The organism is Micromonospora sp. NBC_01405 (assembly GCF_045040155.1).
GTDB lineage: Bacteria > Actinomycetota > Actinomycetes > Mycobacteriales > Micromonosporaceae > Micromonospora.
This window is the reverse complement of the sequence record NZ_CP109532.1, coordinates 2911066-2925372: the sequence shown is the minus strand read 5'-3', so window position 1 is coordinate 2925372 and position 14307 is coordinate 2911066. Positions and strand designations below refer to the sequence as shown.

The following is a 14307-nucleotide window of genomic DNA, read 5'->3' as shown; positions in this document are numbered from 1 at the left end:
CCCGGCGCGCGACGGTCAGAGGTACTGGCCGGTGCTGTGCCCCTCGCCGCCCTGCGGCTGGCCCACGCCGGGCATGCCGGGCATGCCCGGCACCAGTCCGGCCGGGCCGCTGGGCAGCGCCTGCCGGCCGGAGCGCATCTGCTCCAGCTGCACCCGGGCGGCCATCTGCTGGGCCACCAGGGCCGCCTGGATGCCGTGGAACAGCCCCTCCAGCCAGCCGACGAGCTGGGCGTGGGCGATTCGCAGCTCGCCCTCGCTGGGCGCCTTGTCCTCGGCGAAGGGCAGCGAGATCCGCTCCAGCTCCTCGCGGAGCTCGGGGGCCAGGCCCTCCTTCAACTCGACGATCGAGCGCTCGTGGATCTCCCGCATCCGGTGCCGGCTCGCGTCGTCGAGGGGGGCGGACTTGACCTCCTCCAGCAACTGCTTGATCATGCTGCCGATCCGCATCACCTTGGCCGGCTGCTCCACCAGGCGCGTCGGGTCCTCCCCGGCGGCCCCGTCGGTCTGCACGGTGCCGACCGGCCGGCCGTCCGGGCCGACCACCACCACCGTGCCGGCGTCCCCGACGCCCTCGTGATCCGGCTCGTCGTGCTGTCCAGCGAAGTGCGCTTCGGTCATGCCTCCCATCTTCGCCCAGCCGACGGGCGGCTGGCTCGGCGGGACCGATCCCGGCCGTGGGTTTCCGCGCTACCGTCGCCGGCATGCCCGCCGACCCCCGTGCCGTGCTCGACCGCCCCGCCCCCGTCCCGGACGCCACCGTCGCCTACGGCAGGCATCCGGACCAGGTCGCCGACCTGCGCCGACCTGCGGGGAACGGCCCGCCCCGGCCGCTGGTCGTGGTGGTGCACGGCGGCTTCTGGCGGGCGGAGTACGACCGGGCCCACATCGGCCCGCTGGCGGCGGCCCTGGCCGGGCTCGGTCACCCCGTGGCCCAGTTGGAGTATCGGCGGACCGGACAGCCGGGGGGTGGCTGGCCGGGCACCCTGACCGACGTGCTGGCCGGGGTGGCGGCGCTGCCGGGGCTGGCCGGGCCGGTGCTGGGCGATCGGCTGCGCCCCGGTCCGCCGCTGCTGGTCGGCCACTCGGCCGGCGGCCACCTCGCGCTGTACGCCGCCGCGTCCGCCCCGGACACGGTGGCCGGGGTGCTGGCGCTGGCGCCGGTGGCCGACCTCGCCGAGGCGTACCGGCTGGACCTGGACTCGGGCGCGGTGGCGGCGCTGCTCGGCGGCGGCCCGGCGGAGCACCCCGAGCGGTACGCGGACGCGGACCCGGCGGCTCGGGTACCGCTGTCGACACCGACCGTAGTCGTGCACGGCGTCCTGGACCAGCAGGTGCCGGTGGCGCTGAGCCGCTCCTACGTCGCCGCCGCACGGAAGGCGGGGAGCCGGATTCGCTTGATCGAGCTTCCCGAATGCGAGCATTTCGGGATCATCGATCCGGAGTCGTCCGCCTGGCCGGAAGTGGCCCGTGCGCTGCGTTCCTTGCAGGTTGATCACTGATCATTGACGCAGCGTCGCGGAGGGGGTAGAACGCCGAGGGGGCGGTATCGGCCCTGCTCAGCTCCCGGAAGGAACTCGGTGTCCCAGATGAACCGTAGGCGGGCGCTCCAACTGTTGGCCGCTCTCGGTACCACCGGCCTCACCGCCGCCTGCGCCGCGGAGGACGAGGACGGCTCGGCCCCCACCGGCGCCCCTGTCAAGATCGGCCTCATCGCACCGCAGTCCGGCGGCTACAAGGCCATCGGCGACGAGGTCCTCAACGGCTTCCAGCTCTACCTCACCTTGCATGACCAGCAGCTCGGCGGCCATCCGGTGACCCTGCTGACCGCCGACGAGGGCGACAACGCCAACACCGGCAAGGCGGCGGTGGACAACCTGCTCAAGCAAGGCGCGCTGGCGCTGACCGGGGTGGTGAACTCGGCGGTCATGGTGGGCATCCGGGACATGGTGGAGAAAGCCCGGGTCCCGCTGGTCGGCTCCAACGCCTCCCCCAAGAGCCTGCAGAGCGTCGTCTACATCTGGCGTACCTCGTACGTGTTGGACGAGCCGGGCCGGGCGCTCGGCCCGTACATGGCGCAGCGGCTTCCCGCCGGCAGCCGGATCTCCATCATCGCGCCGGACAACCTGGGCTCCCGGGACGTGATCCAGGGCCTCCAGGCCCAGTTCAGCTCGGCCGGGGCGGCGGACCCCAGGATCTCCGACCCGGTGATCTGGGCCAACCCCACCACCACCCCGGGGAGCACCACCTACGCCGCCGACATCCGCAAAGCGCTGAGCCGGAAGCCGGACGCGATCTTCTGCCACTTCGCCGGGCCGGCCGCGGTGCAGTTCATCAAGCAGTTGCACCGGGAGCGGTACACCGGCCCGATCTACGCCACCGGCTTCCTGACCGAGGGCACGGTGCTCAGCGAGGTGCAGGAGGTGGAGGCGCGCAACATCGTGACCGCGCTGAACTACTCCGCCGACCTCAACAACACCGCGAACCGCACCTTCGCCTCGGCGTACCGCAAGACCCACGGCACGTCGCCCACCACCTACGCCATGGCGTCGTACGACGCGGCTCAGGTGCTGGACAAGGCGATCCGGCTGGCCGGGACGGACCCGACCTCGCAGCAGGTCAACCTGGCGATGGGCAAGATCGGCCAGATCGACAGCCCGCGCGGGGCGTGGCAGTTCAACCAGCCGCGTACCCCGCAGCAGAAGTGGTACCTGCGCAAGGTCCAGCGGGACGGCCGGCTGCTGTCCAACGTGCTGATCAACGAGTTGGCCACGCTCGGCTGAGCGGGCCGCGACGCCGGCAGGTGTCGAGCGGCAGCGGACGTGTGATGGGCCGGTCTCCCCCAGGTGAGACCGGCCCATCGTCCGTCGGCGCGCCCGGGCGGCCGGCCGTGCGGTGGTGCGGCTGTCGAGCGTCGTCGTTGGTCAGTGGCGCAGTTCGGCGACGCAGCACTTGACGCTGCCGCCACCCTTCTTCAGCTCGGACAGCTCGACCGGCACCGGCGTGTATCCGGCGGCCTTGAGCCTGCCGGCGAGCCGGGTCGCGGCCGCGTTGAGCACGACGTTCGCGCCGTCGCTGACCAGGTTCAGCCCGAAGGCCAGGGCGTCGGCGTCGTCGGCGAGCACCGCGTCCGGGAAGAGTTGGGCGAGGACCTGCTGGCTGGCCGCCGAGAAGGCGCCCGGGTAGTAGGCGATGTTCCCGTCGTCGATCGAGGCCAGCGCCACGTCGAGGTGGTAGAAGCGCGGGTCGACCAGGTGCAGCGACACCACCGGTCGGCCGAGCGCCTCCTGCGCCTCGGCGTGCGCGGGCAACTCGGTACGGAAGCCGTGGCCGGCGAGGATCAGGCCCCCGTGCGCCTCCGGCAGGTACACGAAGTCGCCCTCGCCCTCGTTGGTCTCGCCCGGTGCGATGAACCGCCACCCCTGGGCCTCGTAGAACGCCCGGTGCAGGGCAGCCTCGGCGGCCCGCTGCTCGTGCTTGTACCGGGCGCCGTACACCGTCCTGTCGACCATGAACGCGCCGTTGGCGGCGAACACCATGTCGGGCAGCCCCGGCTCGGGAGTGAGCAGGTGGACCTCGTGACCGAGGCCGACCAGGGTGGCCCGCAGACGGTCCCACTGCTTGACCGCCAGCTCCGCGTCGACGGGAGTGGTGACGTCCATCCACGGGTTGATCGCGTACTCGACGGCGAAGTGCTCCGGCGAGCACATGAGGTATGTCCGCTTTCGCGAGACTCGCTGCTGGTTCACGGGGACCAAGGGTAGGTACCGTACAACTTTGGTAACAGCCACAACCATTGCTTCCCGAAGGCGAAACGTTGCAGATAGACGCCGTAGACCAGCGAATCATTGCGCTACTCGTGGCAGACGCGCGCGCGTCGTACGCCGACATCGGCACCCGGGTGTCACTCTCCGCCCCCGCCGTCAAGCGCCGGGTCGACCGGATGCGCGCCACCGGGGTCATCCGGGGGTTCACGGCCGTCGTCGACCCGGCCGCCGTCGGCTGGACGACGGAGGCGTTCGTCGAGCTGTTCTGCGCCGGACGGACCACTCCCGCCCAGATCGGCGTGGCCGTCCGCCGGCACCCCGAGGTGGTCGGCGCGTACACCGTCTCCGGGGAGGCGGACGCGCTGGTGCACCTGCGCGCCGCGGACATCGCCCACCTGGAGGATGCCCTGGAACGGCTGCGCGCCGAGTCCTTCGTCACCTCGACCCGGAGCACCATCGTGCTGTCCCGCCTGGTCGAGTCCCCCGGCGTCGGCCCCTCCGCGTGAGCGGCCCGCGAGCCGGCGTCGGGACCGCCGCGTCGGGACCGGGAACCGGAGCCGGGCACGCGGCGTCGAAGCGGGCATGACACGGGGACAGCTCACCGCAGCGGCCGGCACGATCGTCGCGCTCACCCTGCTGGCCGGGAGTGCCGCCGCCCTCCCACGCCACGAGCCGGAACCGCCGCCGACGGGCCCGCTCCGGCTGGTCTCCTTCGACACCTGCGCCGAGGCGCTGACCCGGCTGCGCGCCGCGGCCTCCGCCTCGGTCGGGCCGTGGGGCCTTCAGCCCGGCTGGCGCACCGGCATGATGCCGGACGTGCTCGCCGAGCCGGCGATGGAGCCCAAGTCGGTGGACGGCGCGCGAGCGGCCGGTGCGGCGGCGGAACACTCCGGCACCAACAACCACGAGCCCGGCGCCGACGAGCCGGACCTGGTGAAGACCGACGGCCGGCGGATCGTCACGGTCACCGGCGGCGTGCTGCGGGTGGTGGACGCGGCGACCCGGCGGGCCACCGGGCAGCTCGACCTGACCGGCGACGACGGCCGTTCCGGGTGGTCGCCGGACAGCCTGCTGCTGCACGGGGACCGGGCGCTGGTCCTCGGGCGGTCGGCGACGGTCCGCCGCATCGAGCCGTCGGGCGGCCGGCGGCCGGCAGCCGTGCCGGCCGGGCCCCGGCTGCTCCTGGTGGACCTGGCCGGGCGGCCCACGCTGGCCGGGACGTACCGGATCGACGGGAGCCTGCTCGACGCGCGGCTCACCGGCCCGACGGCCCGGGTGGTGGTCCGCTCGCAGCCCCGGCTGGTCTTCCCCGAACTGGGCGAGGACGCCACCGACGCGCAGCGGCTGGCGGCGAACCGGGCGCTGATCGCCCGCGCCGGCCTGGACGCCTGGCTGCCGACGTACGACCGGAACGAGGGTGGCCGCGGCGATACCGGCCGGGTCGGCTGCGACCGGCTGAGCGCGACGGCCGACAGCACCGGCACCGCCGTGCTCACCGTGCTCAGCTTCGACCTGGCCACGGGCCGGCTCGGCGACGGGGACCCGGTCAGCGTGGCCGGCGACGCGGACACCGTCTACGGCACCGCCGGGAGCCTCTACCTCGCCGGCCAGCAGCAGCGGCCGGGCCAACTCCGGCCGCGCGGTCGGCCCGGGTCCTCGGGCGACGCGACCACCGTGATCCACCAGTTCGACACCGGCGCCCCGGGCCGGCCCCGCTACCTGGCCAGCGGCGCGGTGCCGGGCACCCTGATCAACCAGTACGCCCTGTCGGAGTGGCAGGGTCACCTGCGGGTGGCCACCACCAGCGGTGACGAGCGCGGGCGCAGGGCCCGGCCGGCGACCGAGTCCGCCGTGTACGTGCTGACCCGCCGGGACGGCACCCTGGCCCGCACCGGGACGGTCAGCGGGCTCGGCCGGGGCGAGCAGATCCACTCGGTGCGCTACCTCGGCCCGACCGGGTACGTGGTGACCTTCCGACGCACCGACCCGCTCTACTCGCTCGACCTGACCGACCCGGCGGCGCCCCGGGTCACCGGCGAGCTGAAGATCACCGGGTACTCGGCGTACCTGCACCCGGCCGGCGAGGGGCGGCTGATCGGGGTGGGCCAGGAGGCCGACGCCGACGGGCGGGCGCAGGGCCTCCAGGTCTCCCTGTTCGACGTGGCTGACCCGGCCCGGCCCACCCGGCTGGCCCAGTACCACCTGCCGAGGGCCGGCTCGACGGCGGAGTTCGACCCGCACGCCTTCCTCTTCGACCCCCGGACCGGCCTGGTGGCGCTCCCGGTCCACGACGGCTCGCTACTGCTGCTGAGGGCCACCGGTGGGACCGTCACGCGGGCCGGCACGGTCGCCCACCCGGGCCGGGCCCCCGTCGCCCGGTCTCTGCTGGTCGGCGGCGTCCTCTGGACCGTCTCCGACGCCGGCCTGCGGGCCAGCGACCCGTCCGGCGGCACCACGCTGGCCTGGCTGCCGGCGACCTGAGCCGCCCATTGCCGGCGGGTGGGGCCCGGCACCAGGGCCGCCCGGGTCCCACCCGCCCTTGACGTCATCGTGGCGCAGCCGTAGCCGGCCCCTCCGTCAGAGGTACATGCCGGTGCGGTGCTCGTCCTGGTCCCGCCGGCCGGGCTTGTCGGCCTCGCCGAAGAAGCGCTTCCCGCCGAACTCGCCGTGCAGCCGGTCGTCCAGCTCGTCGGCGAGGCCGGTCATCACCTGCACGGCGAGCATCAGGTGGGTGGCCTGGAAGTCGCGGCCGAAGACCGGGATGGACGCCCACACCGTGTCGTCCGCGCAGTAGAGCCGCCCGATCGGCATCCGGTTGGTCAGCTCGGAGAGCTTGACGTAGAGCCGCTCGGTCGGCTCGACCTCGGTGAGCACCGGCGAGAGGACGTCGACCAGGGGCGGGTTGTCGCGCACCCGGACGAAGACCATCGCCGACCCGGCCCGGATGTTGATGTCCCCGTCCGAGTCGACCTGCAACTGGTCGGAGCTGGACTTGAGCATGGTGGAGACGACGGTGCGCACCCGCTCAGCCAGATCCAGCACGTCGCTCCCGGCGGCCTGGGCGCTCGCGGCGGCCAGCGCCTCGTCCAGGTCGGCCTCGACGTCCTGGTCCGGGCCGAACTCGCTGCGCGCGGTGCCCAGCGGCTCCACCGGCACGGGCTCGCCCTCTACGTCGTGCACGACGTAGACCAGGAAGGCCGGGTGCGGCGCGCCGTAGACGTCCCGCAGGGTGCGGGAGAGCAGCGCGGCCAGCCGGGTCGCCTCGGCGGTGTCGCCCTCCAGGCCGAAGTGCTCGCCGGAGCCGGCGACCACCCCGGGCGGGGACCAGCCGAGCGCGACCATGTCGGCGACGGCGGACCGGTCCAGCCGGTAGCCCTGCGGGAGGGTCGCGTTGCCGACGGCCCGCGCCGAGAGCCGACCATCGGCGGTGAAGTCCACGCTGATCGAGTAGACGGCGTTCCCGGTGCCGGAGGCAGTGGGGTCGAGGGTCAGCTCGACGTGTGTCCCGGCCGGCAGCTCGCGCAGCCGTTCGGCCAGGGCCCGGGCGAACTCGCGCCAGGCCTCGGTCACCTTCGCCCGCAGGTCAGCCGTGGTCGGCTCATCGAGCAGAATCGACTCGTGCTGCTCGGGCGTGCCGCCTGGCGGTTCTCCGTCCGGTGCCGAGGGGTGGCCTACCGTCATGATCGCCTCCGTCCGTCACGGTCACCCTACCCAGGACGCCCCGGAGCCGAATCAGGCCGACCAGGATCGGACACCGGCCCGTGGCTCCCGTCCGGAGGCGGCGGCTGCCGGCCGTTCCCGTACCGGAGACGGGTGGAAAACGGGGCGGGGTCAGGCGGGAGGCTGGTCGCCCAGCTCCACCGGCCAGGTGCCGGCGAGCGCGCTCAGCCGGCCGGCCGTCGCGGCCGGGTCGGCCCCGCGCCCCACGGCCAGGCCGAGCAGGTACGCGCCGACCGGCGCGCCCGGACGCAGCACCTGGTGGGCGACGTCCCTCGCCAGGTCGAGCACGACCGGCACCGGCACCTGGTCCGGGTCGAGGCCCAGCTCGGCGCAGGCCGCCGTGACCCAGTCGTCCATCACCGTCATCGCGTCCACTCCTCCGCCCGGCGTACGTCCTCGTCAGTGTCGCAGTCGAACCAGGGCGGCGGGCCCGTCCCCGACCAGGGCAGGTCGCGCACGGTCAGGCCGGCGAGCAACGCCCGCACGGCCGCGCCGTCGAGCGTCCCGCCCCGGGCGGCGGCGAGCCGGTCGAGGGCGGCCCGCAGCGGCGCGACCCGCCACACCCCGCACAGCGGCTGCCGCCGCCCGTCGGGGTCCACGAGGCACACGCCGTCCACCGTCGGGTCGGCGAGCTGGTCACGCAGCACCCGCACCGCGGCCCGGGTGAGCAGGGGCAGATCGGCGGCGAGCAGGGCGACGGTCGGCGTATCGGCGGGCAGCAGGGACATGCCGGCGGCCGTGGCGGCGACCGGGCCGCCGCCCGGCGGGCTCTCCCTGGTCAGCCGGACCCCCGGCGGCACCGGGCCGGCCGGGCCGACCAGGACCCGGATGTCGGCGTCGGCCACGGCGTCCAGCACCCGGTCGCGCATCGGCCGGCCGCCGACCGGCAGGGCGGGCTTGTCCACGCCCCCCATCCGGCGCGCCGATCCACCCGCCAACACGATCGCCGCCCAGCCCGCCACGCGGTCACCGTACCGCCTGCCCCCGCCGGGGACGCATGTCACGGAGTCGACGGGCCGGGCGGAGCGGACGGTCCGGACGGGTCTGTAAATCTTGTTAATTCCTTCATAGAGTGACGACTCAGGAACGCTCCGTCCGAAGCCTCGCGACGCCCCTGGGCCGAGCCGGTCGGCAGCAATTCCGGGCCGGGGTGCCACGCTCTTCGACGTTGGACGGAGGACAGGTGCACATACCAGCAGACGACCGTCCGGAACTGCCCACTCTGGTCGGCCGGGACCGGGAACGCGAACTCCTGCACGAGGCGCTGGACCAGGCCCGGCGGGGCTGCGGCGGCACGATCTTCCTGGTCGGCGGCGACGGCATGGGCAAGTCCCGGTTGACCCTGGAGACGACCCACCGGGGACGGCGGGCCGGGATGGGCGTGCTGCTCGGCCGGGCGGGCTCGGCCGTCCGCGCCGTGGCCCTGCGTCCCCTGACCGAGGCGTTGGCCCTGCTGTTCCGCACCGAGCCGATCCTGGAGCACGCCAGCCTGCGGCCCTACCGGTCCGCCCTCGGCGGCCTCATCCCGGAGTACCGGTCGGCGGAGACGGCGGAGACCGTGCCGTCCCCCGTGCTGCTCGCCGAGGCGGTGCTACGGCTGCTCTCGGTCACCGGCACCGGCCGGGGCTGCCTGCTCGCGCTGGAGGACCTGCACGACACCGACCCGGCGACGCTGGCGGTGGTCGAGTACCTGGCCGACAACATCGCCGACCAGGGCACCCTGCTGCTGGCCACCCTCCGGCCCGAGCCGGGGCCGGCGTGGGACCTGGCGCAGGCGCTCAGCCGGCGGTGCAGCGCAACCGTCCTGCGTCTGGAGCCGCTGGGCCGCCGGGCCGTGCACCTGCTCGCGGCGTCCCGGCTGGGCCTGGCCCCGGAGCGGATACCGGAGCCGGTCCTGGACCGGCTCTGCCGCGACAGCGCCGGCAACCCGTTCCTGGCCACGGAACTGCTACGCGCCATGTGGGACAGCGGCACCCTGGTGGTGGAGTCCGGCGGGTGCCTGTTGGTCGACGAGGTGCACACCGAGGTGCCGCCGACCGTGCGGCACAGCGTCATCGACCAGGCCGACCGGCTCGGTCCCGCCGGCCGGCACCTGCTCACCGCCGCGGCCGTGATCGGCGAGCGGTTCCCGATCTCCGTGCTCGGCCGGGCCCTGCGGATGAAACAGGAGGACCTGCTCGGGCACCTGCGCGCCGCCGTCACCGCCGGCCTGCTCGCCGCCGAGGGCGACGACCACGACTGGTACGCCTTTCGCACCATGACGACCGCCGTCGCGCTGCTCGGCCAGCTCACCCCCACCGACCAGGCCGCACTCGCCCTTCAGTCGGTCGACGCGGTGAACGAGCTGTACCCGGGCCTGCCCGGGGAGTGGTGTCGGTTCACCGCCCGGCTCACCCAGCTCGCGGGCGACGTGCGGGGCGCTGTACGGCTGCTCGCCCTGGCCGGGCGCCGGGACCTCAACGCCGGGCGGCTCCGGTCGGCGACGGAGACCCTCGACAGGGCGTGGCGGCTGTCGCAGGCGTCGGCCGACAACCCGCTCCGCGCCGACGTGCTGCACGAGCTGCTCTGTGCACTGGTGGAGAGCGGCGAGGCCCGGCGCGGGTTACGGCTGCTCGACAACCTCGACGACCTCTGTCATCCGGCCGTCCCACCCGAGCGGCTGGCGGCGGTGCACGTCCTGTTCGCCCGGCTCGCCCTCCTCGCCGGTCGGCGTGCCGACGCCGGCACGCAGCTCGACGCCGCCCGTACGATGCTCGGCCCCGGCGCCCACGACCGGCAGACCTCGGCGGTCGACGCCGTCGCCGCCGCCCACCTCGGCCCGGAGGCGCCGGAGCGGGCCGCCCGACTCGCCGCGCACGCGGTGCGGAAGGCCGAGCTGGCCGGGCTGTCGGGCGTCGCCTGCCTCGGCTGGCAGGCGCGCGGGATGTTGGCCCGGCGGCAGGGCACGGACGAGGCCCAGTGCTGCTTCGCCCAGATGCGCCAGCTCGCCGAGCGACACCACCTGCCGCTGTGGCGCAACCGGGCCGCGGTGCTGCTCGCCGAGCAGCGGTGGCTGCTCACCGGGGACACCGCCGCGCTGCTGAGCGCCGCCGAGCGGGCCCGGCGGACGGGCGCGTCGGCCGTGCGGCACACGGTCGACGTCCTGCTCGCCTGGGACCACGCGCTGCGGGCCGAGTACGCCGAGGCCGAGCGGCTCGTCGAGGAGTGCGCGGTCGAGGCGCACCGGCTCGGGCTGGGCGACAGCGCGCCGCTGCTGGCGCTGGTCCGCGCGGTGTGCGCCGGACACCGGGGGCAGCGGCACCAACTGGACATGGTGCTGGCCGGCCTCTCGGACGACGACACGGGCCCACCGGTCGCCGCGCTCGCCCACGGCATGGCCGGCGCGGTGTGCGCCCTGCTGGAGGAGGACCCGGGACGGGCCCGCCGTGAGCTGGACCGGGCGGTGGCGTGCGACGCCGAGCGACCCGCGCCCTACCCGCTCACCGGCCACCAGGGGCTGGGCCTGCTGTTGGCGGTGCTGGACGGCGACGCCGACTGGCGACGGTGCTGCGAGGTCGGGGCGACGCCGGCCGGGCGGCTGCACTGGAACCGGCAGTTCGTGCTGTTGGCGAAGGCGGTGCTGCTCGGCCGGCAGGGCGAGCGGGAGACGGCCGGCGCGACGGTGACGGCGGTGCGGCGGGCCCAGGCACACCCGGTGGCGGTCCACCTCGGCCTGCGCCTCGTCGCGCCGGCGGCCCACGCGGACCGGTGGGGGGACCCGGTCGACTGGCTGCGCGCCGCCGAGGAGCACTTCTGCCGGACGGGGCTGCCGGCCCCGGCCCGTGCCTGCCGGGCCCACCTGCGCCGCCTCGGCGTGGTGGTGCCGTACCGCCGCACCACGAGCCGGGTGCCGCAGCCGCTGCGGATGATCGGGGTCACCGAGCGGGAGTACGAGGTGCTCCAGCTCGTGGCCGACTGGTCCGACAACCGCAGCATCGCCAGCGAGCTGTTCATCTCGCCGCGCACGGTGGAGAAGCATGTGGCGAGCCTGATCGCCAAGACCGAACAGGCGAACCGGGCGGCGCTCAGCCGCTACGCCGCCCGGGTCCGGGACGAGGTCACGCCGGACTGACCGTCCGGTAGTGGCCGCCGAAGAAGACGGCCGGGTCCGCGTCGTCCCCGGCCTGGAACCGGTACGGGGAGCCGAGCACCAGCGTGTGGTCGGCGACGCCGATGAGCTGGGTCACCGTGCACACCGCCACCGCCATCGCCCCGTCGAGCAGGGGCAGCCCGTCGACCGTGCGGTGCGCCACGCCGGCGAAACGGTCCCCGGCGGCGGTCGCGAACCGGTCGGCGAGTTCCCGCTGACGGCGGTCCAGCAGGTTCACCGCGAAGCCTCCCTCGGCCGTGATCGCGGCCAGCGTGCGGCTCGTGCGGGCCAGCGAGACGAGCAGCAGCGGCGGGCGTAGGGACACCGAGGTGAACGCGTTCACCGTGCAGCCGACCGGCCGCCCGGCCAGCCGGCTGGTCACCACCGCCACCCCGGTGGCCCAGTTGCGCATGAACTCCCGCAGCTCGGGGCCGCTGACCGGGGCCGGCCGGGCCGACTCGGCCCCGGGGGGCGGCGGCGCGTCCGGGGCAGGGTCCGCCGGTGGAACCCGGACGGCCCCCACCCCGGCGCGCCGGGAGGCCGTGGTGGTCACCGCGCGCCGGCCAGGTTCGGCTGCCCGGCGGCACCGGCCGCCCGGTCGGCCCGGGAGGCGTCGACGTCGCCGAGTTCGGCATGGCAGCGGGCGCGCCGGCTGAGCAGTTCCTCCCGGTCCGCACCAGGCACGTCCAGCGCCCGGCTGTAGTCCGCGACCGCCTCGGCCCACCGGCCCGCCGCCTCGTGGACGAACCCGCGGTTGTACAGCAGGTCCGGGTTGTCCGCGTCCACCGCGAGGGCTGCCGTCAGGTCGGCCGTGGCCCGCTCGTGGTCACCGCCGTCGAAGGCCAGGGCGGCCCGGCTGGCCAGCGCGGCCACCAGCGCCGGGTCGGCCGCCAACGCCTCGTCGAGGTACCGCCGGGCGTCCGCCTCCGCCCCGTCCGTCACCGCCAGCACGCCGCGCAGGTGCAGCAGCCGGGCCTCGCCGGGGTTACCGAGCAGCCCCTCCTCGACGTGCGGCCGGGCGGCGTCGACCGATCCCTCGTCGAGCAGCAGGCTGATCAGGTTCACCCGGGCGTCGAGCTGGTCGGGTTCCAGCTCGACCACGTAGCCGAAGTCGGCGATCGCCCCCGCCAGGTCGCCCAGCTCGGCCTTGAGGTCGGCCCGGTTGTAGTACAGCTCGAAGAAGGGCGGCGACAGGCTGATCGCCGTGTCGCAGTCCGCGACCGCGCCGGTGAGGTCACCCAGTCGCCGCCGCACATCGGCCCGGTCGAAGTAGTAGTCGGCGTAGTTCGGGTCCAGCTCGATCACGTTGGTCAGGTCTGTCAGCGCCTCGTCCAGCCGGCCCAGGGCGAGGTACGCCTTGCCCCGGTTGTGCACCAGCACCGAGCGGTGCAGCCGGTGCTTGTCGCCGGGCAGTTCCCGGTCGAGCCGGTTGAGCCCCTCGTCGACCAGGCGCAGCGCCGCCGGCAGCCGGCCCAGCCGCATCTCGATCAGCGCCAGCCCGTTGTTCTGGAACACGGAGTGGAAGGCGCGTTTCTGCGGGTCGGGAAGCAGCGAGGCGATCGCGATGGAGTTGTTGATGTAGCCCCGGGCCAGGTGGTGGTCCCTGCGCTCCTCCGGGTGGAAGCGGGTGTAGAGCATGGCCAACGCGTACCCGGTGGACATCTGCAGCTCCGGCTCCGCGTACCGACTGCGCAGGTCGAGGTAGGTCGGCTCCGCCTCGACGGTGCGGCCGAGCACCACCATCGCCGAACTCGCCCGCGTGCTGAGCAGCCAGAACCGCTCCATCTGCGTGTCGGGGTCGACGATCGCCCGGCCACGGGTCCCGTAGTCGATCACCGCGTGGTAGTAGCCCAGCGCACCGCAGTGCCGCGCCGCCTCGTACAGCGCCTCCGCGCCGGCCCCGGCGGGGTCGCTGCCGCGCTCCAGGTGCCAGGGGATCGCGCCGAGCTCCAGGCTCCAGTCGCCCCGCCCGCGCAGCAGCGCGGCGCGGGCGTCGTGCAGCGCCACCCGCGCCTGCGGGTCGGCCTGCCGGTACGCGGTCAGCTCGACCGGGTCCGCGGAGGTGCCGTCCGCGTCGACGTACGCCCGGAGCAGCTCCTCCGGGCCACGTTCGGGCCGGCTGGCGACCCGGGTCAGCTCCGGCAGCCGCCCCGCGTACCGGTCGAGGGCGGCGGTCAGCTCGGGCTCCAGCTCCCCGCCGCCGGTGCCGATCAGCACCCGCACCACGTCCGGCCGCACCCGGCGCAGGAAGATGGAGAGGAACTCCTGGTCGGTGGGGTCCGCCTGGTCCACCCGGTCGAACGCGATCCGCAGCGGGCGGCTGCCGGCGCGGGCGGCGTACCCGGCGAGGAACTCCGTCGCGCCGTGCGCCAGGCGGCGGGTGCGGTTGGCGGGGTAGATCCGGGTCCGCTCCTCGGGCACCGCCAGGGAGGTGAGCGTCTCGGGTGCCGCGTCGATCGCCCCGCGCAGCTCCGGTGCGGCGGACAGGATCTCGGTCAGGTGCCGCTGGACGAGGTCCGGCCAGCGTCCGTACGCCTCGGGTACGACCAGCCGCAGCAGGCTACCCAGGCCGGTGTAGGGACCGCGCAGCCCCCGGTGACAGTCGACCGCGATATCGACCTGCTCGCCGTCGACCGGCGCCGGCCCGATCCGCCATTGGTGTGCAGTCATGCCGTTGCTCCTCCGTTGGGATGG

The 14307-nt window shown here is 74.7% G+C and carries 12 protein-coding genes; 5 read left to right on the top strand and 7 right to left on the bottom strand.

The window, feature by feature from the left end; translation table 11 throughout:
• Positions 1-15: 15 nt before the first annotated feature.
• On the bottom strand, positions 16-627 hold the full coding sequence (locus tag OG559_RS12225) for a bacterial proteasome activator family protein (RefSeq protein ID WP_405115251.1): 612 nt from the start codon (positions 625-627) through the stop codon (positions 16-18).
• Positions 628-701: 74 nt separating this feature from the next.
• Here OG559_RS12225 and OG559_RS12220 point away from each other — a divergent pair, with 74 nt between their 5' ends.
• The gene (locus tag OG559_RS12220) at positions 702-1499 is read left to right on the top strand and encodes an alpha/beta hydrolase family protein (RefSeq protein ID WP_405115250.1); all 798 of its coding nucleotides are present in this window, start codon (positions 702-704) and stop codon (positions 1497-1499) included.
• Positions 1500-1577: 78 nt separating this feature from the next.
• Positions 1578-2780 (top strand): ABC transporter substrate-binding protein, encoded by a 1203-nt coding sequence (locus OG559_RS12215; RefSeq protein WP_405115248.1) that lies wholly within the window; start codon positions 1578-1580, stop codon positions 2778-2780.
• A 141-nt stretch (positions 2781-2921) separates the two neighbouring features.
• Here the strand turns inward: OG559_RS12215 and ddaH are convergent, their stop codons facing one another.
• On the bottom strand, positions 2922-3755 hold the full coding sequence (gene ddaH, locus OG559_RS12210; protein WP_405115246.1) for a dimethylargininase: 834 nt from the start codon (positions 3753-3755) through the stop codon (positions 2922-2924).
• Between the two features lie 59 nt (positions 3756-3814).
• Between ddaH and OG559_RS12205 the strand changes: the two genes are divergently transcribed.
• Positions 3815-4270 carry an Lrp/AsnC family transcriptional regulator gene (locus OG559_RS12205; protein WP_387022487.1) on the top strand — a complete coding sequence of 152 codons (456 nt, stop codon included), beginning with the start codon at positions 3815-3817 and terminating at the stop codon, positions 4268-4270.
• 76 nt (positions 4271-4346) lie between these two features.
• On the top strand, positions 4347-6245 hold the full coding sequence (locus tag OG559_RS12200) for a beta-propeller domain-containing protein (protein ID WP_405115244.1): 1899 nt from the start codon (positions 4347-4349) through the stop codon (positions 6243-6245).
• Between the two features lie 96 nt (positions 6246-6341).
• Here the strand turns inward: OG559_RS12200 and OG559_RS12195 are convergent, their stop codons facing one another.
• The 3 genes from OG559_RS12195 to OG559_RS12185 form a co-directional block, all read right to left on the bottom strand.
• Complete coding sequence (locus OG559_RS12195) at positions 6342-7445, bottom strand: T3SS (YopN, CesT) and YbjN peptide-binding chaperone 1 (protein WP_405115242.1); 1104 nt, start codon at positions 7443-7445, stop codon at positions 6342-6344.
• A gap of 150 nt (positions 7446-7595) precedes the next feature.
• The gene (locus tag OG559_RS12190) at positions 7596-7850 is read right to left on the bottom strand and encodes a DUF6457 domain-containing protein (protein ID WP_350880136.1); all 255 of its coding nucleotides are present in this window, start codon (positions 7848-7850) and stop codon (positions 7596-7598) included.
• A complete protein-coding gene (locus OG559_RS12185) occupies positions 7847-8488 on the bottom strand; it encodes a molybdenum cofactor guanylyltransferase (RefSeq protein ID WP_405115240.1) in 642 nt (213 codons plus the stop codon). The genes OG559_RS12190 and OG559_RS12185 overlap by 4 nt, the downstream gene beginning before the upstream one ends.
• Positions 8489-8667: 179 nt before the next feature.
• Here OG559_RS12185 and OG559_RS12180 point away from each other — a divergent pair, with 179 nt between their 5' ends.
• Positions 8668-11595, top strand: a complete 2928-nt coding sequence (locus OG559_RS12180) for an AAA family ATPase (protein ID WP_405115238.1) — start codon at positions 8668-8670, stop codon at positions 11593-11595.
• On the opposite strand, the gene OG559_RS12175 is transcribed toward OG559_RS12180, so the two are convergent.
• Positions 11582-12166 (bottom strand): flavin reductase family protein, encoded by a 585-nt coding sequence (locus OG559_RS12175; RefSeq protein ID WP_405115236.1) that lies wholly within the window; start codon positions 12164-12166, stop codon positions 11582-11584. The two genes, OG559_RS12180 and OG559_RS12175, sit on opposite strands and share 14 nt — an antisense overlap.
• Positions 12163-14283, bottom strand: coding sequence for a tetratricopeptide repeat protein (locus OG559_RS12170; RefSeq protein WP_405115234.1), 2121 nt, complete (start codon positions 14281-14283; stop codon positions 12163-12165). The genes OG559_RS12175 and OG559_RS12170 overlap by 4 nt, the downstream gene beginning before the upstream one ends.
• Between the last annotated feature and the right edge of the window lie 24 nt (positions 14284-14307).

Bases quoted from the DNA above. Each gene is read 5' to 3' on its own strand.
- OG559_RS12170 (WP_405115234.1), bottom strand. From the start codon at position 14,283: ATGACTGCACACCAATGGCGGATCGGGCCGGCGCCGGTCGACGGCGAG.
- OG559_RS12200 (WP_405115244.1), top strand. From the start codon at position 4,347: ATGACACGGGGACAGCTCACCGCAGCGGCCGGCACGATCGTCGCGCTC.
- OG559_RS12220 (WP_405115250.1), top strand. From the start codon at position 702: ATGCCCGCCGACCCCCGTGCCGTGCTCGACCGCCCCGCCCCCGTCCCG.
- OG559_RS12195 (WP_405115242.1), bottom strand. From the start codon at position 7,445: ATGACGGTAGGCCACCCCTCGGCACCGGACGGAGAACCGCCAGGCGGC.
- OG559_RS12225 (WP_405115251.1), bottom strand. From the start codon at position 627: ATGGGAGGCATGACCGAAGCGCACTTCGCTGGACAGCACGACGAGCCG.
- OG559_RS12190 (WP_350880136.1), bottom strand. From the start codon at position 7,850: ATGACGGTGATGGACGACTGGGTCACGGCGGCCTGCGCCGAGCTGGGC.